The organism is Streptomyces sp. NPDC021225 (assembly GCF_044332865.1).
Classification (GTDB): Bacteria; Actinomycetota; Actinomycetes; order Streptomycetales; family Streptomycetaceae; genus Streptomyces.
Map to the genome: position 1 here is coordinate 964,702 of NZ_JBIRPV010000002.1, position 23,900 is coordinate 988,601.

Here is a 23,900-nt window from a genome sequence, read left to right on the forward strand (position 1 = left end):
CCAGAAAGGACCGGGCCATGACCGCCCACCGCCCGTTCCGCTTCGGCGTCCTGGCCGGAGCGTTCCCCGATCTGGCCGCCTTCCGCCGGCTGGTCCGGCGGGCCGAGGAGACCGGGTACTCCTCCCTGCTGGTGCCCGACCATCTGGACCACCGGTGGGGACCGCTGGTCTCCCTGGCGCTGGCGGCCGGGTGGACCTCGCGCCTCACGTTGGGGACCCTGATGCTCGCGGCCGATCTGCGCCGTCCCGCCGTGCTGTTCAAGGAGCTGGCGACGCTGGACCAGGCGGCGCCCGGGAGGCTGGAGATCGGCCTGGGAGCCGGGTGGCTCGCCGCCGACTTCGAGCGCGCCGGGGTGCCCATGGACCCCCCGGCCACCCGGATCGCCCGGCTGGAGGAGACCGTCCACATCGTGCGGGAGCTGTGGGACAAGGGCGCCTGCTCGGTCACCGGCGCCATCGGCCAGCCGCGCCCCGCCCCGGCCCGGTGGGTCATGGGCGGCGGCGGCCGGAGGATGCTGCGGACCGCGGTGCGGCACGCGGACATCGTCTCCCTGACCGCTCAGCTCTCCTCCGCCCGCAAGGACGTCCCGCTCGGCGCCAACGCGAGCGCCGAGCGCTTCGATACGCGGGTGCGCTGGATCCGCGAGGACGCCGGGGACCGGCTGGCCGAGCTGGAGCTCCAGTGCCTGCTCACCGCCGCCGCGGTGGTCCGCGACAGCCGGGACCACGCCGAGCGGGTGCTGGCCCCGGCCTTCGGGCTGCCGCCGGCCGAGGTCCTCGACTCGCCCGTGGTGCTCGCGGGCGAGGTTCCGGAGATCTGCGACCGGCTGCGGGCCCGGCGGGAGCGGTTCGGCATCAGCTACTGGGTGGTGCCCGCCGCGCGGGCGGAGGAGTTCGAGCCCGTCGTGGCGCGGCTGTCGGGAACCTGAGCCGTGTCTCAGCGCGGCTCAGCGCAGAAACCCTCGCTCTTCCCGCCACCCGGCGCCGATATCGGCCTCCAGCTGGTTCAGCCGGGCCGCCACCACCTGGTCGAAACCGTCCATGAAGTACTCGTCGCCCGGCCTCGGGGCGACCTGGACCCGCTCGGTCACAAAGCGCTCCACGACACCCGACAGCGAGGAGCCGGGCCCCACCCGCCCGGCGATGTAGCGATCGGCCCCGGGCAGGCCGGGGAAGCCCGCCTCGCGGTACAGGTAGACATCGCCCGCCACATCGACCTGCACGGCGACCTGAGGGTGCGCGGCGGGCCGCATGGTCTCCGGGCGGATGCGCACCAACTGCGCGTCGGCCCCGGACTTCAGCGCGTGCAGGGCGTAGCCGTAGTCCACGTCCAGCGTGGGCGTCACCCGTCGCACCTTCTCCTCGAACTCCAGCAGGATCTCGCGGAGTTCGGCACGCTCCCGGGGGGACAGGGCGCCGTCGGGCCTGCCGCTGTAGTCCTCGCGCAGATTCAGGAAGTCCACCGGCCGCTCGGGCGCCGCGGCGTCCAGCTCCGCGATGAAGTCCACCAGGTCCAGCAGGCGTCGCGCGCGCCCCGGCAGCACGATGTGGTTCAGCCCCAGCCGCACCGGCCGCTCGCGCTCGGCGCGCATCCGCTGGAAGCGCCGCAGGTTGGCCTCGACCCGGCGGAACGCGTGCCGCTTTCCGGTGGTGGCCTCGTACTCGTCGTCGGTCAGGCCGTACAGCGAGGTCCGGACGGCCCCCAGATCCCACAGCCCGGACTCCCCGCCGAGCGCCTTCTCGGTCAGCGCGAAGCAATTGGAGTACAGGGTCATCGAGAAGCCGCGGGCGGCCGCCCGGCTGATCAGGGCGCCGAGGCCGGGGTTGGTGAGCGGTTCGAGCCCGCCGGAGACATAGAGCCCGTGGGGGTTGTCGGCGGGCATCTCGTCGATGACCGCGGCCAGCGCCTCGTTTCCGTCCGCGAGCGTGGCATGCGGATAGCGGGCCCCGGTCACCCGGACGCAGAAGTGGCAGCGGAACATGCAGGTCGGCCCCGGATACAGGCCCACGATATGCGGGAAGCGGGGCTTGCCCGCCAAGGTCGCGTCCAGCACCCCGCGCTCCTCCAGCGGCAGCAGGGTGTTGGACCAGTACTTCCCGGCGGGCCCCGCGAGCACCGCGGAGCGCAGCCCGGGAAGGCGGGCGAACAGCCCCAGCAGCCGGCGGAACGCGTCCCGGTCCAGGCTCAGTTCGCGCCGCGTCTCCTCCAGCGTGGTGAACGGATGGCTTCCGTAGCGCCGGGCCAGGCCCACCAGCCTCGCGGCGGCGGCGTCCGCCTCGTCCGGCGGGCAGTGGCCGTCGGCCACCAGCAGCCGCCGCACGGCCGCGGCGGCGTCCTCCCGGTCGCCGCCGGGGGCCGCGCAGCGCGCGATGGCCTCCGCCCTCGGGTCGCTTGCCACCGTCATCTCGGTCACCCCTTCTGCCGACGGGCGGTTACTTCCGGGCCTTTGGCGACGGCCAGCCGTATGACGTCGCAGATGCGCCGGATGCTCTCGCGGGAGACGGACGAGCCCGTGGGCAGGGCGAGCACCCGCGAGGCCAGCCGCTCGGTGTGCGGCAGGCGGACCGGCTGCCGGGACGCGTAGGGCTCCAACTGGTGGCAGGCGGGGGAGAAGTACGGCTTGGCCACGACGTTCTCGGCCCGCAGCAGCTCGATGAGCAGATCCCGGCCGAGGCCCGTCAGGTCCTCGTCGAGCTCGACGATCAGATACTGGTAGTTGTTGGACTCACGCCGGTCGTGGGGCATCACGAAGATGCCGGGCGTCGCGGCCAGCTCCGTGAGGTAGGTCTCGAAGTTGGCCCGGTTGCACTCGACGGCCTGCTCGAAGGCGTCGAGCGAGGTGAGCGCCATGGCGGCGGACGCCTCGCTCATCTTGCCGTTGGTGCCTCCCGCCGGGCTGCCGCCCGGGGGCAGGCCGATGCCGAAGTTCTGAAGCGAGCGCAGGCGCTGCGCGAACGCGTCGTCGTCGGTGACGATCGCCCCGCCCTCGAAGCCGTTGACCACCTTGGTGGCGTGGAAGCTGAAGACCTCCGCGGTGCCGAAGCCGCCGATGGGGCGGCCGCCCGCGGTGCAGCCGATGGCGTGGGCGGAGTCGAGGAACAGGGGCAGACCGTGCGCGGCGGCGATCTTCTCCAGCTCCTCCGCGGGACAGGCGCGCCCCCACAGATGGACCGCCAGGATCGCGGAGGTCCGCGGCCCGATCGCCTCGGCCACACAGGCGGGATCCACCTGGCCGGTCAGTGGGTCGATGTCCACGAAGACCGGGTCGAGCCCGATCCAGCGCACCGCGTGCGCCGTCGCGACGAAGGTCAGCGAGGGCATGATCACCTCGCCGGTGAGCTCCGCCGCCTGGCACAGCAACTGGAGCCCGACGGTGGCATTGCAGGCGGAGACGCAGTTGCGTACGCCCGCCAGCTCGGCTATTCGCCCCTCGAATTCCAGGGCCAGCGGCCCGCCATTGGAGAGCCACCGGTTGTCCAGCGCCCAGTTGATTCGGTCGAACAGCCGGCCACGGTCCACCGGACCGGGAGAGCTCACATATAACGGATGCAGGAAGGCGGGTCGGCCTCCGAACAGCGCGAGATCGCCGATTCCCCGTTTCACGGCACTCCCAGGGTAGATATCCGGGCGTAAAACATTCCTGTGTGACAGCAGCCGCAGCCTACAACCCGGTTCCCGGCCGTGCCAGATGCTATCCGCTGCTATCCGCGAAGAACACCCGAGCACGGCCGAGGGCAGTTTCACGTATAGGTCGAGTACAGTCCGTCCGAGCATTCGCAGGGCATTATCCGGTGTTCAGTGGAAGTAGCGTCGCATAAATTCCCGGACGCCCAGGAGAGGCCGGATGACGAACCCGTTCGAGAACCCCGACGGCCGGTATGTGGTTCTGGTCAATCACGAGGGACAGCACTCGCTGTGGCCGCAATTCGTCGATGTGCCCGAGGGCTGGACGGTCGCCCATCCCGAGGACAGCCGCCAGGCGTGCCTGGACTACATCGAGGAGCACTGGACGGATATGCGGCCCAAGAGCCTCATCGAGCGGATGAGCGGCTGACGGGATGAGCGGCGACGAGAGGCTCACCGGCTGGAGCGGTGAAGCCGGGTACTTCGCCTTCCGCGAGTACCAGGAGTTCCGCCCCGAAGCCGTGATCGATGTTCTGCGGGGCACCAGCGCGGGCGTGGTCTTCCGAGGGATGGTGGGCCCCACGCTGTGCGCCGAGCTGTCGGCCAGGTTCTGGGCCAGCCCCGACCGGCTGCGGCGCAGCACCGAGGCCCCGAGCTACTACCTGGGCACGTACCACTACCACAAGACGACCGCGGACTACCTGGAGGAGTCGACGCGGACCGCCGCGGCGCTGGACCGGGTGCTCGACGTCCCCGGCGACCCGCTGACCGCCTTCTACCGGGGACTGGCCGAGGCGCTCGCCCCCGAGGGGGTGACCGTGCGACAGGCCGAGCACGACGGCCGCCGGGCGTGCCGCGCGCTGCTGCGGTCCTGGCACGGCGACGGGCGCTACGCCCTGGACCCGCACGAGGACCGCTCCCAGTGCACCGAGCCGCGGCAGGCGGACTTCGAGATCCAGCGGGTGCTCGACCCCACGGCCCTCAACATCTGCCTGGAGAACGGTGACGGCGGCCGGCTGCTGGTCTGGAACATCCAGCCGGACGACGCCTGCAAGCGGCGGCTCGGGCTGCACTACACCGGCTCGCCGTATCCGCCCCGGATGCTGGAGGGCATCGGGCGCCAGGAGATCGACATCCACGCCGGGGACGTGTACGTCTTCAACGGTTCCCACGTCCACGCCGTGGAGCCCAACACCAGCGGCGACAGCAGGCGCACCACGCTGGCGGGCATCTTCGGGTTCACCGACGACAGCACGGTGGTGTCCTGGACCTGACCGGGCCCCGCGGGCGGGGGAGGGGGCTCACCCCGCGATCTCCGCCAGCACCTTGACCGCCGCCCCCGGCCCGTCCTCCGCCCGCAGCGCCTCCCCCATCCGGGCCGCGGCGGCCGTGATCCGGGGGTCGGTCACGGCCTCGCGGACGGCCGCCGCGAGGCCTTCCGCGGTCAGCTCGCGCTGCATCATGGGGGCCGGGGCGACCCCCAGCCGGTGCAGATGGTCCCCCCACATCCGCTGGCTCGTCTCGAGCGCGCAGATCACCTGGGGGACGCCGGCCAGCAGCGCCGCGTTGTAGGTGCCGGGCCCGCCCGCGTGCACGGCCGCGCGTACCCGGGGCAGCAGCCAGGCGTACGGCACGTCCTTGACCACCATGACCTGGTCCGGGGCGTCGGTGACCTCGATCCCTCCCCAGCCCTCGACGACCACGGCGCGGTGCCCGGTCTCGCGGAGTGCGCCGAGGACGGTCCGCGCGTTCGCCCGCGGGTCCGGGCTCAGGGTGGATCCGTAGCCGATGAAGAGCGGGGTGTCCCCCGCGCCGAGGAAGCGCACCAGATCGCCCGGCGGCTGCCAGCCGGGCGCGGGCGGCAGATGCCAGAACCCATGGGTGTGGACCCAGTCGGGCCAGTCGGCGGCGGGCGCGAGGACCTGCGGGCTGAAGATGTGGAGCACCGGGGTCGGGCTTCCGTCGGCGCGGTGCCGGAAGTCCAGGAATCCCTCCCTGGGCGGCAGCCCGAGCGTCTCCGTCCGCCAGTGCGCGATCATCCCGATGAGCTCCGGCGAGATATAGGTCCTCGGATCCGTGCCGCGCAGGTCCTCCCGGTCGCTGAAGACCTCCGAGATACGGCCGAAGGCCGGATAGTCCCGGGAGACGACGAAGTTCGGATAGAGGACGGCGAGCACATTCGGGACGCCGAGCCGCTCCGCTATCTGGGCGATCTGCTCGCGGGACGCCTGGGAGTGGATGATGACGTCGAGCCCGTCCGCGTGGCCCGCGGCCGCCTCCCACATATCGCGCAGCAGCACCGGATAGCGGTCGGTCGCCTCTTTCCGGATGGCGGCCCGCTTCGCCTCCGTCTCGGGGGTCCGCTGATCGCTCGTCCACCGCAGCTGCCGGATTTCGGGGCGGCGCCACAAGGTCACCGCCCAGTCGTCGAGCGGGGCGAATTCCACTCCGTAGGCGGCGGCGAAGGGCGCGAAAACGGCGGGGGCGGCCAGCACGGCCGTATGTCCCGCCTGGTTGAGCGCATACGCCAGGGCCAGATACGGCTCGACGTCGCCTCGGCTTCCATGGCAGTACACCAGCGCCTTCATGGAGCGGGCCCCCTTCTGTCGCGTCCGATCCGTCGCGTCCGAATTCACGCATCGTCGCGGGGCGCGGCGCGGGCGGGCAAGAGGCAGCTTGCCGCGTCCAGACCGCGTTCAGCCGGCCGCCCCGGACCCGGCCTAGGCTGCGAACGTGAAGGCGCTGATCTACTGCCACGGCACCCGTGGGGACCTCCAGCCATATCTCGCCCTGGCCTACGCCCTCAATCGGGCGGGCCACTCCGCCACGCTGGTCGGACCGCAGATGTACGCCACCTTCGCGGCCGCCTACGGAGTGCGATTCGAGCCGCTGACCGATGAAGGCGTGAAAATCCTCTCCAGGCCCGATGTCCGCAGAATTCTGCTGCACAGCGACCGGCCGGAGAGCGAGATCGGCGAGTATCGCAAGGCCCGCGAGAAGATATTCAACGAATTCATGCCCAAGACGTATCCCGTGCTGCTTCAGCAGCTGTGGGACGCGGCCCGGGGCGGGGCCGACATCGTGGTCCACTCCCATCACTCGCGCCAGGTGATGCATCAGATCGCGGAGAAGCTGGGCGTCCCGCACGTGCTGGCCACGCTCTATCCGCACTTTGTCGCCTCCCGCCGGTACCCCAGTGAGATCGGCACCTTCGACGCCCGGCCGGACAACCTGGAACAGCACGAGAGGGCCGCCCGGCAGCCCCTCAAGCCGCTGCTCGTGGACCTGATCTCGACCTGGCGGGAGAAGACCCTCGGGCTTCCGCCCCGGGAGGGGTTTCTGGATTCCCGGTTCCGCGCCGACGGAAGTCCGGCCCCCGTCCTGCACGGTTTCAGCCCCCATGTGATCGAGCCGGCGCCGGACTGGCCCGCCTGGGTGCACACCACCGGCTTCTGGTCGCTTCCGCGGCAGGCCGACTGGCGGCCCGCACCCGAGCTGGTGCGTTTCCTGGAGGACGGCGAGAAGCCCGTGTTCATCGGCTTCGCCAGCCTCTCGGGCACCGATCCCGAGGCCACCGGGCAGCTGGTCCTCGAAGCCGTGCGGCGTACCAAAGTGCGCGCGGTGGTGGTCACGGGCTGGGGCGGAATCAGCATCGCCGACCCCCCTCGGCACATCCGGGTGGAGAACGACGTCCCCTATGACTGGCTGTTCCCCCGGGTGCGCGCCGCGGTGCACGCGGGTGGGCCCGGCACCCACAATGTGGCCCTGGAGGCCGGTATCCCGCAGGTGACCTGCCCGTTCCACAAGGATCAGGTGATGTGGGGGAACCACCTGCGTGACCTCGGCGTCGCCCCGCCGCCCCTGAGGCAGCGCGATCTCACCGCGGACGCCCTCGCCGCCGCCATCGACACGGCCCTGACCGACCCGGCGATCGCCCGAACCGTCGACCGGATGGCCCGGTCGGCCCGGAAGGCCGAAGGAGAGAAAGGGGAGAAGGGAGCGGAGAACGCGGTGCGGGTATTGGAGGAGATTCAGCGGGGGAGCCACCCCATGCCCGAACCGGCCCGGTCGTCCTGATCGTCCGTTCCGCCGGGAAATGCGTCCCGGCCGGCTTCGCCGTGGCGTTTGCCGGAACCGACTCGGGGAAGGCCGACGTCCTCGTCGATGGCCCGTCTCACTCGTCGGAGGCGGCTAGTGTGTGTTGCTGAGATGGCCGGCGACATCTGTGGGGCAGTCTGTGCGTGAATATCTGCTGACTCTGTGCATCACGGCCGCGGTCACCTATCTGCTGACCGGGCCGGTTCGTAAGTTCGCCATTGTGGTGGGCGCGATGCCGGAGATCCGCGCGCGCGATGTGCACCGAGAGCCCACACCGCGGCTCGGCGGTATCGCGATGTTCGGCGGGCTGTGCGCGGGGCTGTTGGTGGCCGCGCATCTCACCAATCTCAAGGGCGCCTTCGAGCTGTCCAACGAGCCGCGCGCGCTGCTGTCAGGGGCGGGGCTGATCTGGCTGCTGGGCGTGCTGGACGACAAGTGGGGCGTGGACGCGCTGATCAAGCTGGGCGGCCAGATGATCGCCGCCGGTGTGATGGTGCTCCAGGGCCTCACCATCCTGTGGCTGCCGGTGCCCGGGGTGGGCCCGGTGTCGCTGACGCCCTGGCAGGGCACGCTGCTCACGGTCGCGCTCGTGGTGATCACCATCAACGCGGTGAACTTCGTGGACGGCCTGGACGGTCTGGCCTCCGGCATGGTGTGCATCGCTGCCGCGGCGTTCTTCATGTACGCGTACCGCATGTGGTACGGCCACGGGCTGGAGTCGGCCGCCCCCGCGACCCTGTTCGCCGCCATCCTGATGGGGATGTGCCTGGGCTTTCTGCCGCACAACATCCACCCCGCCCGGATCTTCATGGGCGACTCCGGCTCGATGCTGATCGGCCTGGTGCTGGCGGCGGGCGCGATCTCGGTCACGGGCCAGGTGGACCCGGACTCGCTGAGGCTGTGGGCCGGCTCCGAGACCGCCGCGGTGCACGCCACCGTCCCGGTCTACATCCCGCTGCTGCTGCCGCTGACCGTGATCGCGGTGCCGTTCGCCGACCTGGTGCTGGCCATCGTCCGCCGCACCTGGCGGGGCCAGTCGCCGTTCGCCGCGGACCGCGGCCATCTGCACCACCGGCTGCTGGAGATCGGCCACTCGCACAGCCGCGCGGTGCTGATCATGTACTTCTGGTCGGCGCTGATCGCCTTCGGCGCGGTGGCGTACTCGGTGAACTCGGTCAGCATGTGGTTCGTGCTCTCGATCGTCGCGCTGAGCGCGACGGGGCTGGTCCTCCTGCTGCTGCCGCGCTTCACCCCGCGGGTGCCGCGCTGGGCGGAGCGTTTCGTTCCGCCGCGGTACCGCCGCCGCAAGGGCCCGGTCGCCGCGGCCTCACGGGAGATCGTGCGGGAGGCATCCGCCGGAGCGCCGGACGGAGAGGCGGAGCACGCGCCGGGGTGTGAGCCGGTGGGCCGGATCCCGGCGGGGATCAATGGGGCCACCGCGATCGGCGACCGCTCCCGCTTCACCCAGCGGGGCAAGATCGGTAGCTCTCGGTGAGGTCCACCGAGCGCTCCGTGTGATCAATTTCCGATATCGCCTTCCCGCTAACACCTTCCCGCTTCGCTATCCGGGCAACGGCCCCATAAAGGGCGATTCGCAGTCGTCAACGCATGATAGGTTGGCTCACCCTCCCGTGTGACGTGCAGCACATTGGGCAGGTAAAGACCTCATCAAATAGTTTGTGATACCGTTCACGAAAACCCGGTGCCAGAGCCGAAGGGCCGTAGTGCGACTGTCCTTCGTCGTGAGGTTCCTTTCACTTCCGGGGATACGCTCGTCAACGACGAACCGTTGCTTCCGACTCTTGCCGGAGAACCCTTTCATGCAGTCCAACGACGCCCGAACGCTCCTGCAGTGTGCCGTGCCCACCGCAGCCGTCGGCGCCGCCGCCGTTGTCGTCGGTGCCGTACTCGCCGGTGGCAAAGGCGCGTTGGGAGCCGCGTTCGGGGCGATCCTGGTGACCGCGATCATGACCGTCGACCTGATCGTGCTGGTGCGCACCGCGAACAAGCTTCCGCAGATCTTCCAGATGATGGGTCTCGCGCTCTATGCCGTGCAGTTCCTGCTGATGGCATTGGTACTCGCCATCTTCAAGGACACCACGCTGTTCAACACCAGGGCCTTCGCTTTCTCGCTGCTCGCCGCGACGCTGACGTGGATCACCGCGCAGACCCGCGCGCACATGAAGGCCAAGATCTTTTACGTGCAGCCGGAAGCGGAAGACGAACGGAACCCGGCGGGGGAGAAGAAGGCTTCTCCCGCCGGGTCTCCATCGTGAGCTGTAGGGCCGGTATAAGGGCACGTCCGCTCACCTGCTATCGTCCGGTGCCATCTGAGGCACAGCGGGCGCAGGCGGCTGAACCCCCGGATTCCACGGGACGGAATCGGCGGCCCATGCAGCTGCTGCCCACCGACTACACCGGACTTGTGCCGACAAGCCGCCCCCACATTCGTAAGACCAGTCCAGTGCCGTTCCGTGGCCATGTGCCGCGCCGACACAACGAGGTTGCCGTACCCATGCGCCACGCTGAAGGAGCTCGCGGTGAGTCCTGACCAGACGCTCGCCTTCGAGACCGATTGCCACATCTTCGAAGGGTGCGGCTTCCCGGCCCCAGGGCTCCACTCGTTCACGTTCGAGCCGATCGCCACGATCGGCGGCTTCGAGATCAACAAGCCGATGCTGCTGGCGCTCCTGAGCACCGTGGTCGTGGTGGGCTTCTTCTGGGCCGCCTTCGGCCGGGCCAAGGTCGTCCCCGGCAAGCTCCAGTTGATCGGCGAGGCGGGTTATGACGTCGTGCGCCGCGGCATCGTCTACGAGGCCCTGGGCAAGAAGGAGGGCGACAAGTACGTCCCCCTCATGGTCTCGCTGTTCTTCTTTGTCTGGATCATGAACCTCTGGTCGATCATCCCGGTCGCCCAGTTCCCGGTGACGTCGATCATCGCTTTCCCGGCCGGCCTCGCCGCGATCGTCTACATCCTGTGGGTGAGCCTGACCTTCCGGAAGCACGGCTTCGTCGGCGGCCTGAAGAACATCAGCGGCTACGACAAGTCGCTCGGCGCGGTGCTGCCGCTGGTCATGGCACTGGAGCTGCTCTCCAACCTGATCATCCGGCCGTTCACCCACGCCGTCCGGCTCTTCGCCAACATGTTCGCGGGTCACGTGCTGCTGCTGATCTTCACGATCGCCAGCTGGTACCTGCTGAACGGCATCGGCATCGCCTACGCGAGCGTCTCGTTCGTGATGGTCATCGCGATGACCGCCTTCGAGCTGTTCATCCAGGCCCTTCAGGCCTACGTCTTCGTCCTGCTGGCCTGCGCCTACATCCAGGGCGCTCTCGCCGAGCACCACTGAGCCACCGGCCAGTCCCGTCCCAAACAGGCGTCCGGTGGCCAACCCCCACCGGTCCGTGAAAGAGAAGGAAGAAACGGCATGTCCGCTCTCCAGACCCTCGCTGCCGACGCTGTCCAGCTCAAGGGCAACCTCGGTTCGATCGGCTACGGCCTCGCGGCCATCGGCCCCGGCGTGGGCGTCGGCATCATCTTCGGCAACGGCACCCAGGCGCTTGCCCGGCAGCCCGAGGCGGCCGGTCTGATCCGCGCCAACCAGATCCTCGGCTTCGTTCTCTGTGAGGCGCTCGCCCTGATCGGTCTGGTCATGCCGTTCGTCTACCCCTACAAGTGACCGCGGCGGCTGACCGGTCCCCCGGACGAAAGGCAATGATGTGAACGCCCTGGTGACCCTGGCGGCTGACAAGCCGGAGAACCCGCTCATCCCGCCGATTCCCGAACTCGTCATCGGCCTCATCGCCTTCGCCATCGTCTTCTTCTTCCTCGGCAAGAAGCTCCTCCCGAACATCAACCGGGTTCTGGACGAGCGCCGTGCGGCGATCGAGGGCGGCATGGAGGAGGCCGACGCGCGCAAGGCCGAGGCCCAGCAGGTCCTCGAGGACTACCGCGCCCAGCTCGCCGACGCCCGTCACGAGGCCGCGCGACTGCGCCAGGAGGCGCAGGAGCAGGGTGCCGCGCTCATCGCCGAGATGCGCGCGGAAGGCCAGCGGCAGCGTGAGGAGATCATCGCCGCGGGCCACGCCCAGATCGAGGCCGACCGCAAGCAGGCGGCGCAGACGCTGCGCCAGGACGTGGGCAAGCTCGCCACCGACCTGGCCGGCAAGATCGTCGGCGAGTCCCTCGAGGACGTCGCCCGCCAGGGCCGCGTCATCGACCGGTTCCTCGACGAGCTCGAGACGAAGGCTGACGCCGCGGCCGAGACGAAGGCCGAGGCCGGCCGATGAACGGAGCGAGCCGGGAGGCACAGGCCGCCGCACGCGAGCGCTTCGACGCGCTGACGGACAGCGTCTCCGTCGACGCCACGAAGCTCGCGGACGACCTGGCCGCCGTCACCGCGCTGCTCGACCGCGAGGTCTCGCTGCGCCGGGTCCTCACCGACCCGGCGCAGCCCGGCGAGGCCAAGGCCGAGCTGGCCGCGCGCCTGATGACCGGGCAGGTCGGCGGCGAGACCGTCGACCTGGTGTCCGGCATGGTCCGGTCCCGCTGGTCGCGCTCGCGCGACCTGGTGGACGCGATCGAGGAGCTGGCGTCCTCCGCCGACCTCGTCGCGGCCCAGCGGGCCGGTGCCCTGGACGACGTCGAGGACGAGCTGTTCCGGTTCGGCCGGATCATCTCCTCCTCCACCGAGCTGCGGTCCGCGCTGACCGACCGGGTCGCGACCACCTCGGCCAAGGTCGCGCTGGTGCGCGAGCTGCTGGGCGGCCGGGCCAATCCGGCCACCGAGCGGCTGGTCACCCGTCTTGTGACTCAGCCGCGGGGACGTAGCCTGGAAGCGGGGCTCGAGGGCCTCTCGCGGCTCGCCGCGGCCCGCCGCGACCGCCTGGTCGCGGTGGTGACCTCGGCTGTGCCGCTCAGCGACCGGCACAAGCAGCGTCTCGGTGCGGCTCTGGCGAAGCTGTACGGCCACAAGGTGCACCTCAACCTGGATGTGGACCCGGCGGTCCGCGGCGGGATCGAGGTACGCGTCGGCGACGAGATCATCGACGGCACCATCGCCGAGCGCCTGGACGAGGCGGCCCGGCGGATGGCCGGCTGACCCGGCCGTACCAACTCAAAAGCCAACTCAACAAGCATGCAAGCGGCCCGAGTTGGGCCGTAGTCAGATACTTCGGGCCCAACAAGGAGAGCAGGGAACCCAGATGGCGGAGCTCACGATCCGGCCGGAGGAGATCCGGGACGCGCTGGAGAACTTTGTCCAGGCGTACAAGCCGGACGCGGCCTCGCGCGAGGAGGTCGGTACGGTCACCGTTGCCGGCGACGGCATCGCGAAGGTCGAAGGTCTTCCCTCGGCCATGGCGAACGAGCTGCTGAAGTTCGAGGACGGCACCCTCGGCCTCGCGCTCAACCTGGAAGAGCGCGAGATCGGCGCGGTCGTCCTCGGTGAGTTCAGCGGCATCGAAGAGGGCCAGCAGGTGCAGCGCACCGGCGAGGTGCTCTCGGTCGCCGTCGGCGAGGGCTACCTCGGCCGCGTCGTCGACCCGCTGGGCAACCCGATCGACGGCCTCGGCGAGATCGAGACCGAGGGCCGCCGCGCCCTCGAGCTGCAGGCCCCCACGGTCATGGACCGCAAGTCGGTCCACGAGCCGATGGAGACCGGCTACAAGGCCGTCGACGCGATGACGCCGATCGGCCGCGGCCAGCGTCAGCTGATCATCGGCGACCGGCAGACCGGCAAGACCGCGCTGGCCGTCGACACGATCATCAACCAGCGTGACAACTGGCGCTCCGGCGACCCGAAGAAGCAGGTCCGCTGCATCTACGTCGCCATCGGCCAGAAGGGCTCCACCATCGCCAGCGTGCGCGCCGCGCTGGAGGAGGCCGGCGCCCTGGAGTACACGACGATCGTCGCCGCCCCGGCGTCCGACCCGGCGGGCTTCAAGTACCTGGCCCCCTACACCGGCTCGGCCATCGGCCAGCACTGGATGTACCAGGGCAAGCACGTCCTGATCGTCTTCGACGACCTGTCCAAGCAGGCCGACGCCTACCGCGCCGTCTCGCTGCTGCTGCGCCGCCCGCCGGGCCGCGAGGCGTACCCCGGTGACGTCTTCTACCTGCACTCCCGGCTGCTGGAGCGCTGCGCCAAGCTCTCCGACGAGATGGGTTCCGGTTCGATGACCGGTCTGCCGATCGTCGAGACCAAGGCCAACGACGTCTCGGCGTTCATCCCGACCAACGTCATCTCCATCACCGACGGCCAGTGCTTCCTGGAGTCCGACCTGTTCAACGCCGGCCAGCGCCCGGCTCTGAACGTCGGTATCTCGGTCTCCCGCGTCGGTGGCACGGCCCAGCACAAGGCCATGCGCCAGGTCTCCGGCCGGCTCCGGGTGGACCTCGCCCAGTTCCGTGAGCTCGAGGCGTTCGCCGCCTTCGGCTCCGACCTGGACGCGGCCTCCAAGGCCTCGCTGGAGCGCGGTTCGCGCATGGTCGAGCTGCTCAAGCAGCCGCAGTACGCCCCGTTCGCCACCGAGGACCAGGTCGTCTCCATCTGGGCCGGCACCACCGGCAAGATGGACGACGTTCCGGTCGGGGACATCCGCCGCTTCGAGAGCGAGCTGCACGACTACCTGCACCGTGAGCACAAGGGCCTGATGACCAGCATCATCGAGGGCGGCAAGATGTCCGATGACACCATCGGCGCGCTCGGCGAGGCCGTCGAGAGCTTCAAGCGCCAGTTCGAGACCTCGGACGGCAAGCTGCTGGGCGAGGGCTGAGCATGGGTGCCCAACTCCGGGTCTACAAGAGGCGGATCAAGTCCATCTCTGCGACCAAGAAGATCACCAAGGCGATGGAGATGATCGCCGCCTCGCGCGTCGTCAAGGCGCAGCGCCAGGTGGCCGCGTCGACTCCGTACGCCAGTGAGCTCACCCGGGCGGTGGGCGCGGTGGCCACCGGCTCCACCACCAAGCACCCGCTCACCACCGAGGCGGAGAACCCGACCCGGGCCGCGCTGCTGCTCATCACCAGCGACCGCGGCCTGGCCGGCGGCTACTCGGCGAACGTGATCAAGGCGGCCGAGCAGGCCACCAAGGCCCTCACCGAGCAGGGCAAGGAGGTCGACACCTACATCGTCGGCCGTAAGGGTGTCGCCTACTACGGCTTCCGTGAGTACAAGGTCACGGAGTCGTGGACCGGGTTCACCGACAACCCGACCTACGCGGACGCCAAGAAGATCGCGGGCCCGCTGATCGAGGCCGTGCAGCAGGACACCGCCGAGGGCGGCGTTGACGAGCTGCACATCGTCTACACCGAGTTCGTCTCGATGCTGACGCAGCAGCCGGTCGACAACCGGCTGCTGCCGCTGAGCATGGAGAAGACGGCGGAGGAGACGGCGGCGAAGGATGTCATCGCGCCGCTGTACGAGTTCGAGCCGTCGTCGGAGGAGGTGCTCGACGCGCTGCTGCCGCGGTACGTCGAGTCCCGTATCTACAACGCCCTGCTCCAGGCCGCAGCGTCCAAGCACGCGGCCACCCGCCGGGCGATGAAGTCGGCGACCGACAACGCCGAAGAGCTCATCAAGTCGCTCTCGCGGCTTGCCAACGCGGCCCGCCAGGCCGAAATCACCCAGGAAATCAGCGAGATCGTCGGTGGCGCCAGCGCCCTGGCCGACGCTTCTGCGGGGAGTGACTGACAACTATGACCACCACTGTTGAGCCGACCGCTCCTGCCGGCGTGGCCACTGGCCGCGTCGCGCGGGTCATCGGCCCGGTCGTCGACGTGGAGTTCCCCGTCGACGCGATGCCGGAGATCTACAACGCGCTGAACGTCGAGGTCGCGGACCCCTCCGAGGAGGGCAAGACCAAGACGCTCACCCTCGAGGTCGCCCAGCACCTCGGTGAGGGCGTGGTTCGCGCCATCTCCATGGAGCCCACCGACGGCCTGGTCCGCCAGGCCCCGGTGACCGACACCGGCGACGGCATCACCGTCCCGGTCGGCGATGTCACCAAGGGCCGGGTGTTCAACACCCTGGGCAAGATCCTCAACGAGCCCGAGGCCGAGTCCGAGGTCACCGAGCGCTGGTCCATCCACCGCAAGGCCCCGGCCTTCGACCAGCTCGAGTCCAAGACCGAGATGTTCGAGACCGGCCTGAAGGTCGTCGACCTGCTGACCCCGTACGTCAAGGGCGGCAAGATCGGTCTGTTCGGCGGCGCGGGTGTCGGCAAGACCGTCCTCATCCAGGAAATGATCATGCGTGTGGCCAAGCTGCACGAGGGCGTTTCCGTGTTCGCCGGCGTCGGCGAGCGCACCCGTGAGGGCAACGACCTGATCGAGGAGATGGCCGAGTCCGGCGTTCTCCCGCAGACCGCGCTGGTCTTCGGCCAGATGGACGAGCCCCCGGGCACCCGTCTGCGGGTCGCCCTGGCCGGTCTGACCATGGCGGAGTACTTCCGCGATGTGCAGAAGCAGGACGTGCTGTTCTTCATCGACAACATCTTCCGCTTCACCCAGGCCGGTTCCGAGGTCTCGACCCTGCTCGGCCGTATGCCCTCCGCGGTGGGCTACCAGCCGAACCTGGCCGACGAGATGGGCATCCTCCAGGAGCGCATCACCTCGACCCGCGGTCACTCGATCACCTCCATGCAGGCGATCTACGTCCCCGCGGACGACCTGACCGACCCGGCCCCGGCGACCACCTTCGCGCACCTCGACGCGACGACGGTGCTCTCCCGTCCGATCTCGGAGAAGGGCATCTACCCGGCGGTGGACCCGCTGGACTCCACCTCCCGGATCCTGGACCCGCGTTACATCTCGCAGGAGCACTACGACTGCGCCTCGCGGGTCAAGTCCATCCTCCAGAAGTACAAGGACCTCCAGGACATCATCAACATCCTGGGCATCGACGAGCTCGGCGAGGAAGACAAGCTCACCGTCTTCCGCGCCCGCCGTATCGAGCGCTTCCTGTCGCAGAACACCCACGCGGCGAAGCAGTTCACCGGCGTCGACGGCTCGGACGTGCCGCTGGACGAGTCCATCGCCGCGTTCAACTCGATCGCCGACGGTGAGTTCGACCACTTCCCGGAGCAGGCCTTCTTCATGTGCGGTGGCCTGGACGACCTGAAGGCCAAGGCCAAGGAGCTGGGCGTCTCCTGAAGCCCGGTCTTCCGGAAGTCCGGTCTTCTTGAGAAGCCTGGCCTTCTTGAAGCTGGACCTTCCATAAGCCCGAGGTCACCGGAGAGGGGTGGGCCGCGTCCCACCCCTCTCCGTACGCCCGTTATCCTTTGACGAAAGCCCTGTCGCACCCGGCAGGTGAAGACCCGAGGAGCCACGTTGGCTGCTGAGCTGCATGTCGAGCTGGTCGCGGCGGACCGTAGTGTCTGGTCCGGCAAGGCCTCCTTGGTCATCGCGCGCACCACATCCGGTGACATCGGCGTCATGCCCGGCCACCAGCCGCTGCTCGGTGTGCTGGAGTCCGGCCCGGTGACCATCCGCACGAGCGAGGGCGGAACGGTCGTCGTCGCGGTGCACGGTGGGTTCATCTCGTTCTCGGACGACAAGCTCTCGCTGCTCGCGGAGATCGCGGAGCTGTCCGACGAGATCGATGTCAAGCGGGCGGAGCGGGCGCTGGAGCGTGCCAAGGCGGAGGCGGACGCCGCCGCCGAGCGGCGTGCCGACGTCCGGCTGCGCGCGGTGGCGGGAGCGCACTGAAGCCTGTCACGAACGGTCGAAACCCTCAGCCGCGGGCCGCGTGGGAACTTCCCTGCGCCGGTCCGCGGCTGAGGCGATGCAGGTGCGGTTTTTCCGGATGACGCGAGGAGGTCGGTGAAGATGGCCCTCGCTCTGCTTGTGTGCGGCGTGGTCGTAGCGCTGGTGGTCGTGGGGCTCTTCGTCTTCGGTCTGCGGCGGCGGCTGATCCAGCGGTCCGGCGGAACCTTCGACTGCTCACTGCGCTGGGACGCGCCCGGCCCCGAGGCCGAGCCGGAACCCAGCGGCAAGGGCTGGGTGTACGGCGTCGCTCGCTACAACGGTGACCGGATCGAGTGGTTCCGGGTCTTCTCCTACGCGCCCAGGCCGCGCCGGGTCCTGGAGCGTGCCTCGATCGAGGTGCTGGAGCGGCGTACGCCGAAGGGCGAGGAGGAGCTGGCGCTGCTCTCCGACGCGGTGGTGCTGGCCTGTCTGCACAGCGGCACGCGGCTGGAGCTGGCGATGAGCGAGGACGCGCTGACCGGCTTTCTGGCCTGGCTGGAGGCCGCCCCGCCCGGCCAGCGGGTGAATGTGGCATAGGTTTTGAATTCTCTTAATGGGTCGCCTGAAAGAAGGGGGCCCATTTTGTTGTTTCGTGTCCACTGGATGGGCGTGATATGGCTCACGGCGGAATGCGTTCTGCGCTCGTCGTGGATGTGGCACGATCGGGGCGTAGCCGCATTCGATCTTGTTTTCGGTCCGGCGGCGCGGGGGAAAGGCTTTCGCCTCGTATGGCATGCGCCTGTGTATGGCGTGCCGATATCGCTTGCTTTCCCTCCTGATACGGCCGCGGCGCGGAAGTCTTCCCCCGAGCTCTGCGCCGCGGCTCCCCACTCTCTGTGGGGGTCAGCCGACTCCGCCCAGCTCCTGGGCCAGCACCGCCGCCTGCACCCGGCTGCGCAGCCCCAGCTTGCCGAGCACCCTGCTGACGTGTGTCTTCACGGTGGCCTCCGCCATGGCGAGGTGATCGGCGATCTCGGCGTTGGACAGGCCCCGGCCCAGTGCGCCCAGCACCTCCCGCTCGCGGGGGGTGAGGGAGGCGAGCGCCGCCGGGTCGGCGGTGGCGGCGGCCGGTGCGGGGTTCGGGCGGGCGAACTCGGCGATCAGACGGCGGGTCACGGCCGGGGCGATCATGCCCTCGCCGCGGGCCACCGTCCGTACGGCCTCCAGCAGGCCCGCCGCGTCGCTGTCCTTGAGGAGGAAGCCGGCCGCCCCGGCGCGCAGGGCGCCGAAGACATACTCGTCGAGGTCGAAGGTGGTCAGGACCAGTACGTCGGCCAGCTGCTCGGCGACGATCTCGCGGGTGGCCGAGACCCCGTCCAGACGCGGCATCTGAACGTCCATCAACACCAGGTCGGGGCGCAGCTCCCGGGTGAGGCGGACGGCCTGTTCGCCGTCGGCCGCCTCCGCGATCACCTCGATGTCGGGGGCGGAGCGCAGGATGAGCACCAGCCCGGCCCGTACGGCCGACTGGTCCTCGGCGACCAGGACGCGGACCCTGGACGGTTCAGCCTCCCCCTGAGGCCGCGGTGCGTTCACTGTGTCAGGGCTCCTTTGCCGTCGAGGGGCAGCGCCGCCCGTACCCGCCACACCGGTCCGGCCGGCTCGGGGTGCGGGCCGGCTTCGAGGGTGCCGCCGAGCAGGGAGACGCGCTCCCGCATCCCGATGACGCCCATGCCGGAGCCGGGCGCGCGGGGTCCGGGGCGGGTGTCGAACGGGCTGGTGACGCCGACATCCAGGACGCTCGCCCCGGCCGGACCGTCGGCGCGGTGGGCGAGGCGTACGGTCACCTCGCCGGGGGCCGCGTGCTTGAGCGCGTTGGTCAGCGACTCCTGGACGATGCGGTACGCGGCGAGCTCGACCGGCGCGGGAAGCGCGGTGCCCGGCGCGCGCTCGTCGCGCAGCGCGAACTTCAGCCCGCTGACGGCGGGGGCGTCCGCGCGGGCGCGTTCGATCAGCGCGTCAAGGGCGTCGAGGGTGGGCGCCGCGGTGGGTTCCGTCTCCCCGCCCGCGTCGCGCAGCAGCTCGATCAGCTGACGCATCTCGGCCAGGCCCCGCACGCTGTTCTCCCGGATGACGCCGAGCGCGTCGTCCGTCGCGGCGGCGTCTCCCAGGGACAGCGCGGCGGTGGAGTGGATGGCGATGGCCGACAGATGGCCGGCGACCCGGTCGTGCAGCTCGCGGGCCATGCGGGCGCGCTCGGCCACCACCGCCTCCCGCCGGTCCAGCTCGGCCAGCAGGGCCGTCCGCTCGGCCTCCAGCCGGGCGGCCTCGGCGGCCTCCTGGTGATTGCGCACGATCGCCCCGGTGCCGGCCGGGGCGAAGGTGAGCAGGGCGGTGACCAGGCCGATGAACAGCGACTCGGGGGTGCGCAGCAGCGCCAGCGGCACGACCGTGGCGACCACGGTGGTCGCCACACACGCGGGCGGCAGCCGCCGGGCCAGGGAGGGCGGTCCGTAGAGGACCGCCGCGTACACCAGGTCCGTGTACATCAGGACGGTCGCGATGAGCGAGCCGCCGCACAGGTCCACGGCGAGGGCGGCGGTGCCGAGCGCCAGGGCGGTGCCCGGGGCCATGCGGCGCAGCAGTTCGGCGACCGCCATGGCGGTCAGCGCGGTGACCGTCGACCACGGGGGCAGCGTGATGGGCGACAGCTCGCCCAGATACACCCCGCCGCGCAACCCGAGCCCCATCAGCAGCAGCCCGCCCAGCAACCCGCCTACGGCGATGGCGACGTCGACGCGGTGCGGCGCCGGAAGGCGGGACGGCATGGGTCCATCACAACACGCCGCCGCCAGGGCCGCGTCCCCTTCCCGACGGGCGCGGGCCGCGCGGCCGTACATCGAAGGATGCAGTCCGGTCTCGTCGCCGCCGACGACGCGGCGGCCCGGATCTCGCGGGACGGTAGGGGAGACGGGCAGGAGAAGGGAGAACGGGCCGTGATCGTGGGACTGATCGTCGCCAGCGAGGTCGGCTTCTGGGTGATGCTGCTCGCGGGCCTGTGCGTGCGGTATGTCCTGAGGAAGCCGCGGGTGGGGGCGGCGCTGCTGGCCTGTGTCCCGCTGCTGGACGTGGTGCTGCTGGTCGCGACCGTGGTCGATCTGCGGCGGGGCGCCGAGCCGTCGACGGCCCATGGGCTGGCCGCGGTCTACCTGGGCTTCTCCGTCGCGTATGGGCACTACATGATCAATTGGGCGGACGGGCGCTTCGCGCACCGGTTCGCGGGCGGCCCGCCCCCGGTCAAGCCGCCGAAGTACGGCGCGGCGCGGGTGCGGCACGAGTGGCGGCTGTGGCGGATGACGCTGATCGCGGTGGCGATCGCGGTGACCGTGCTCCAGGTGTGCGTCTGGCTGATCGGCGACGGGGACCGCAGCGAACCGATGGTGGGGTGGCAGCGGCAGATGGGCATGATCGCGGGTATCCATCTGCTGGTCGCCATCTGTTACACCGTCGCGCCGCCCAAGGAAAAGGGAGGCAAGAAGGCGACCGGGGACCAGGACCGGCCCCGGTCCCTCACCAAATCCTGATCAGCGGTTCTCGCCAGGCACCCACAGCACGTCCCCGACCTCCTTGTTGGCCACCCGGGCCAGGATGAACAGCAGGTCGGAGAGGCGGTTCAGATAGGTGGCGGCGAGCGGGTTCATGGACTCCCCGTACTCGTCGAACGCCGCCCACGTCGAGCGCTCGGCCCGGCGTACGACGGTGCACGCCTGGTGCAGCAGGGCCGCGCCGGGCGTGCCGCCGGGGAGGATGAAGCTGCGCAGCTTCTCCAGCTCTTCGAGGAAGAGGTCGCAGTCCGCCTCCAGCTTGTCGATATAGCTCTGTTCGACGCGCAGCGGCGGGTGCTCGGGGTTCTCGACGACCGGGGTGGACAGGTCCGCGCCCACGTCGAACAGGTCGTTCTGGACGCGGACCAGCACGTTGACGATCTGCGGGGGCAGCGCCCCCAGCGCGATGGCTACCCCGATCGCGGCGTTCGCCTCGTTCGCGTCGGCGTATGCGGCGATCCGCGGATCTGTCTTGGTGGTGCGGCTCATGTCGCCGAGGGTCGTCGTGCCCTTGTCTCCGGTGCGCGTATAGATGCGGGTGAGTCTGACCATGTGTCCGAGCCTACGCGCGGGGGGATGGAGAACAGTCGCTACGCCCCGGCCTTGCGGAACACCCGGGTGCCGATCGTCATGGACACCGCGCACAGGGCGAGCCCGACCAGCGCGCCGACGCCGACCGTGTCCCAGCCGTAGTCCCCGACGTACGCGGCGCGCACCGCGTCCACGAGGTAGCGGAACGGCACACAGCGCGAGACGGCGTTCAGCCAGCCCGGGGCCAGGGCCATCGGCAGCAGGATGCCGGAGAGCAGCATCGCGGGCATGTTGACGGTGCTGATGACCGGGGCGAACCCCTGCGGGCCGTCGACCCGCATGGCCAGCGCGTACGACAGCGAGGCCAGCGAGATGGTGAGCAGGCCGACGAAGACGAAGCCGACGACCACCCCGAGCACGGGGGCGCGCAGCCCCAGCGGAACGGCGGCGATCACCAGCACCAGCGACTGGACCAGCAGTTGGACCACGTCCTTGAGCGCGCGGCCCAGCAGCAGCGCGAGCCGGCTGACGGGGGTGACCCGCATCCGCTCGATCACCCCGAACTGCTTCTCCAGGAGGATGCCGAAGCCGGCGAACGCGGCGCTGAACAGGCCGAGCTGAATGAGCAGTCCGGGGACCAGCGTCTGCCAGGAGTCGCCCTCGCCGCCGAGCGGGACGTCGCGCAGCAGGGGACCGAAGAAGACGAGGTAGAACATGGGCTGGAGCAGCCCGAAGGCCACGGCGACCTTGGAGTTCATGGCCTGGCGCAGATAGCGGCCGAAGATCAGGCCGGTGTCGGAGAACAGGTTGGACACGGCGTAAGGCTCCTGGGTCGTCAGACGGCGATGGGGTCGGGGTCGGGCCGCTGTGCGCCGCGCCCGGTGATGGCGATGAAGGCGTCCTGGAGGGTGGCGTCCGGCGATCCGCCGTACTCGGCCTTGAGCCGCGCCGCGGTGCCCTCGGCGACCACCGTGCCCTTGTCGACGATGACGAGCCGGTCGGCGAGCGCCTCCGCCTCGTCGAGGTAGTGGGTGGTGAGGAAGACCGTCATGGTGTGATCTGCGCGCAGGCGCCGGATCAGCTCCCACAGATCGGCGCGGCTGCCCGGGTCGAGCCCGGTGGTCGGCTCGTCGAGGAAGAGGACGGCGGGGCGGTGGGTGAGGCCCATGGCGATGTCGAGGCGGCGCCGCTGCCCGCCGGACAGGGCGCCGCACTTGCGGTCCAGCAGCTCGGTCAGGCCGAGGTCGGCGGCGAGTTCCTCGGCGCGGGCGGTCGCCTCGGCCTTGCCGAGCCGGTAGAGGCGGCCCTGGGTGGTGAGTTCCTCGCGGACGGAGACGGACGGGTCGACGCCGCCGGACTGGGCGACGTACCCGATCTTCCGGCGCACCCCCGCCGGGTCGCGGGCGAGGTCGTGCCCGGCGACGGTCGCGGCCCCGCCGGTGGGCGGGAGCAGCGTGGTGAGCATGCGCAGGGTCGTGGTCTTGCCCGCGCCGTTGGGGCCGAGGAAGCCGAGGATCTCGCCCGGCCGGACGGTGAGGTCGATACCGCGCACGGCCTCGACGGGGCCGTGCTTGGTCTGGAAGGTCCGGGCGAGCCCGGCCGTGCTGATGACAGGCATGCGCCTAGAAAAGCAGGGAGACTTAAATTTTGCAACGACCCCAAAAATTGAGAGGCTCCATCGAAGCTAGGATGAGGCCATGGCGGAAGGACTCAGGGAGCGGAAGAAGCGGCAGGTCAAGCAGCGCATCTCGGACATGGCCACCGCGCTGTTCCTGGAACACGGCTTCGAGGCGGTCACGATCGCGGCGGTCGCCGAGGTCGCGGACGTCTCGGTCAACACCGTCTACAACTACTTCCCCGCCAAGGAAGACCTCCTTTTCGACCGCGAGGACGAGGTCGTCGAACGCCCCTCGCGGCTCGTCCGGGAGCGCGGAGAGGGCGTGCCGGCGGTGCGGGCGGTGCTGGACCGGCTGCGCCAGGACGTCGCGGAGCGCAACCCGTACGCCGGGATGGACCCGGGCTACGCACGCTTCATGCAGGTCATCCAGGAGTCGCCGACGCTGATGGCCCGGCTGCTGCGGATGCAGGGCCAGATCGTCGACCGGCTGGCCACCACCCTGCGCGAGGAGACCGGCGCCGCCGCGGACGACCCGACGCCCGAGTTCATCGCCCACCAGCTCGTCGGCATGCAGAACGCCGTCCACCGCAACATCGCGCGCTGCCATGCCACGGGCGGCACCTCCGAGCAGCTCTCCGCGGAGCTGCTGCGGCAGATCGACGTCATGGAGTCGCTCCTCAGTGAGAGCGTTCTCAACTATGCGGTGAAGAACACACCGTGACGCGCCTTACTAGG

Annotated in this window: 25 protein-coding genes; 17 read left to right on the plus strand and 8 right to left on the minus strand. The window is 70.1% G+C overall.

The features are described 5' to 3' along the window. Window positions 1-17: 17 nt before the first annotated feature. Window positions 18-929: a TIGR03621 family F420-dependent LLM class oxidoreductase gene (locus ACH4S9_RS12395; protein ID WP_311727886.1), complete on the plus strand. Its 912-nt coding sequence runs from the start codon at window positions 18-20 to the stop codon at window positions 927-929. Between the two features lie 18 nt (window positions 930-947). Here ACH4S9_RS12395 and desII read toward each other — a convergent pair whose 3' ends face one another. Together desII and ACH4S9_RS12405 are read right to left on the minus strand one after the other, a co-directional pair. Then, entirely contained in the window at window positions 948-2,405 is a 1,458-nt protein-coding gene (desII, locus tag ACH4S9_RS12400) for a dTDP-4-amino-4,6-dideoxy-D-glucose ammonia-lyase (RefSeq protein WP_398371512.1), read from the minus strand. A 5-nt stretch (window positions 2,406-2,410) separates the two neighbouring features. Beyond that, window positions 2,411-3,538, minus strand: coding sequence for an aminotransferase class I/II-fold pyridoxal phosphate-dependent enzyme (locus tag ACH4S9_RS12405; protein ID WP_398371514.1), 1,128 nt, complete (start codon window positions 3,536-3,538; stop codon window positions 2,411-2,413). Between the two features lie 307 nt (window positions 3,539-3,845). Here ACH4S9_RS12405 and ACH4S9_RS12410 point away from each other — a divergent pair, with 307 nt between their 5' ends. Next, entirely contained in the window at window positions 3,846-4,055 is a 210-nt protein-coding gene (locus tag ACH4S9_RS12410) for an MbtH family protein (RefSeq protein ID WP_311727889.1), read from the plus strand. A 4-nt stretch (window positions 4,056-4,059) separates the two neighbouring features. Further along, entirely contained in the window at window positions 4,060-4,899 is an 840-nt protein-coding gene (locus ACH4S9_RS12415; RefSeq protein ID WP_398371517.1) for a hypothetical protein, read from the plus strand. Window positions 4,900-4,926: 27 nt separating this feature from the next. Here ACH4S9_RS12415 and ACH4S9_RS12420 read toward each other — a convergent pair whose 3' ends face one another. Continuing rightward, window positions 4,927-6,213, minus strand: coding sequence for a glycosyltransferase (locus ACH4S9_RS12420; RefSeq protein WP_398371519.1), 1,287 nt, complete (start codon window positions 6,211-6,213; stop codon window positions 4,927-4,929). A gap of 145 nt (window positions 6,214-6,358) precedes the next feature. On the opposite strand from ACH4S9_RS12420, the gene ACH4S9_RS12425 reads away from it, so the two are divergent. The 12 genes from ACH4S9_RS12425 to ACH4S9_RS12480 all read left to right on the plus strand — a co-directional run bounded on the left by ACH4S9_RS12425 (window position 6,359) and on the right by ACH4S9_RS12480 (window position 18,008). After that, window positions 6,359-7,702: a glycosyltransferase gene (locus ACH4S9_RS12425; protein ID WP_398371521.1), complete on the plus strand. Its 1,344-nt coding sequence runs from the start codon at window positions 6,359-6,361 to the stop codon at window positions 7,700-7,702. Between the two features lie 160 nt (window positions 7,703-7,862). Next, window positions 7,863-9,218, plus strand: a complete 1,356-nt coding sequence (locus tag ACH4S9_RS12430) for an MraY family glycosyltransferase (RefSeq protein ID WP_311727893.1) — start codon at window positions 7,863-7,865, stop codon at window positions 9,216-9,218. Window positions 9,219-9,543: 325 nt separating this feature from the next. After that, entirely contained in the window at window positions 9,544-9,999 is a 456-nt protein-coding gene (locus ACH4S9_RS12435) for a hypothetical protein (RefSeq protein ID WP_311727894.1), read from the plus strand. A 264-nt stretch (window positions 10,000-10,263) separates the two neighbouring features. Continuing rightward, window positions 10,264-11,073 (plus strand): F0F1 ATP synthase subunit A, encoded by an 810-nt coding sequence (atpB, locus tag ACH4S9_RS12440; protein WP_311727895.1) that lies wholly within the window; start codon window positions 10,264-10,266, stop codon window positions 11,071-11,073. A 78-nt stretch (window positions 11,074-11,151) separates the two neighbouring features. Beyond that, window positions 11,152-11,403 (plus strand): F0F1 ATP synthase subunit C, encoded by a 252-nt coding sequence (locus ACH4S9_RS12445; protein ID WP_311727896.1) that lies wholly within the window; start codon window positions 11,152-11,154, stop codon window positions 11,401-11,403. Window positions 11,404-11,443: 40 nt separating this feature from the next. Beyond that, window positions 11,444-12,013 (plus strand): F0F1 ATP synthase subunit B, encoded by a 570-nt coding sequence (locus tag ACH4S9_RS12450; protein ID WP_311727897.1) that lies wholly within the window; start codon window positions 11,444-11,446, stop codon window positions 12,011-12,013. Further along, entirely contained in the window at window positions 12,010-12,825 is an 816-nt protein-coding gene (locus tag ACH4S9_RS12455; protein ID WP_311727898.1) for a F0F1 ATP synthase subunit delta, read from the plus strand. The genes ACH4S9_RS12450 and ACH4S9_RS12455 overlap by 4 nt, the downstream gene beginning before the upstream one ends. Before the next feature lie 103 nt (window positions 12,826-12,928). After that, on the plus strand, window positions 12,929-14,500 hold the full coding sequence (gene atpA, locus ACH4S9_RS12460) for a F0F1 ATP synthase subunit alpha (protein WP_385339081.1): 1,572 nt from the start codon (window positions 12,929-12,931) through the stop codon (window positions 14,498-14,500). A gap of 2 nt (window positions 14,501-14,502) precedes the next feature. Further along, complete coding sequence (locus ACH4S9_RS12465; RefSeq protein WP_311727901.1) at window positions 14,503-15,417, plus strand: F0F1 ATP synthase subunit gamma; 915 nt, start codon at window positions 14,503-14,505, stop codon at window positions 15,415-15,417. 5 nt (window positions 15,418-15,422) lie between these two features. Beyond that, window positions 15,423-16,877 (plus strand): F0F1 ATP synthase subunit beta, encoded by a 1,455-nt coding sequence (atpD, locus tag ACH4S9_RS12470; protein WP_385339076.1) that lies wholly within the window; start codon window positions 15,423-15,425, stop codon window positions 16,875-16,877. Window positions 16,878-17,054: 177 nt separating this feature from the next. Continuing rightward, window positions 17,055-17,432 (plus strand): F0F1 ATP synthase subunit epsilon, encoded by a 378-nt coding sequence (locus ACH4S9_RS12475; protein WP_311727903.1) that lies wholly within the window; start codon window positions 17,055-17,057, stop codon window positions 17,430-17,432. A gap of 120 nt (window positions 17,433-17,552) precedes the next feature. Next, a complete protein-coding gene (locus tag ACH4S9_RS12480; RefSeq protein ID WP_311727904.1) occupies window positions 17,553-18,008 on the plus strand; it encodes a DUF2550 domain-containing protein in 456 nt (151 codons plus the stop codon). 306 nt (window positions 18,009-18,314) lie between these two features. Here ACH4S9_RS12480 and ACH4S9_RS12485 read toward each other — a convergent pair whose 3' ends face one another. Both ACH4S9_RS12485 and ACH4S9_RS12490 read right to left on the minus strand, forming a co-directional pair. Then, a complete protein-coding gene (locus ACH4S9_RS12485; protein WP_398371526.1) occupies window positions 18,315-19,007 on the minus strand; it encodes a response regulator in 693 nt (230 codons plus the stop codon). Continuing rightward, window positions 19,004-20,239, minus strand: a complete 1,236-nt coding sequence (locus ACH4S9_RS12490) for a histidine kinase (RefSeq protein WP_311727906.1) — start codon at window positions 20,237-20,239, stop codon at window positions 19,004-19,006. Before ACH4S9_RS12490 ends, ACH4S9_RS12485 begins: the two co-directional genes overlap by 4 nt. A gap of 78 nt (window positions 20,240-20,317) precedes the next feature. Here ACH4S9_RS12490 and ACH4S9_RS12495 point away from each other — a divergent pair, with 78 nt between their 5' ends. Further along, complete coding sequence (locus tag ACH4S9_RS12495) at window positions 20,318-20,995, plus strand: hypothetical protein (protein ID WP_398371529.1); 678 nt, start codon at window positions 20,318-20,320, stop codon at window positions 20,993-20,995. On the opposite strand, the gene ACH4S9_RS12500 is transcribed toward ACH4S9_RS12495, so the two are convergent. Genes ACH4S9_RS12500 through ACH4S9_RS12510 form a run of 3 tightly spaced genes read right to left on the minus strand, consistent with a single transcriptional unit; the run spans window position 20,996 to window position 23,165 of the window. Next, window positions 20,996-21,568, minus strand: a complete 573-nt coding sequence (locus tag ACH4S9_RS12500) for a cob(I)yrinic acid a,c-diamide adenosyltransferase (protein ID WP_385339071.1) — start codon at window positions 21,566-21,568, stop codon at window positions 20,996-20,998. 38 nt (window positions 21,569-21,606) lie between these two features. Continuing rightward, the gene (locus ACH4S9_RS12505) at window positions 21,607-22,362 is read right to left on the minus strand and encodes an ABC transporter permease (protein ID WP_398371531.1); all 756 of its coding nucleotides are present in this window, start codon (window positions 22,360-22,362) and stop codon (window positions 21,607-21,609) included. 20 nt (window positions 22,363-22,382) lie between these two features. Further along, a complete protein-coding gene (locus tag ACH4S9_RS12510; RefSeq protein WP_398371533.1) occupies window positions 22,383-23,165 on the minus strand; it encodes an ABC transporter ATP-binding protein in 783 nt (260 codons plus the stop codon). A gap of 79 nt (window positions 23,166-23,244) precedes the next feature. Between ACH4S9_RS12510 and ACH4S9_RS12515 the strand changes: the two genes are divergently transcribed. After that, a complete protein-coding gene (locus tag ACH4S9_RS12515; protein WP_398371535.1) occupies window positions 23,245-23,886 on the plus strand; it encodes a TetR/AcrR family transcriptional regulator in 642 nt (213 codons plus the stop codon). The last annotated feature ends 14 nt before the right edge of the window (window positions 23,887-23,900 follow it).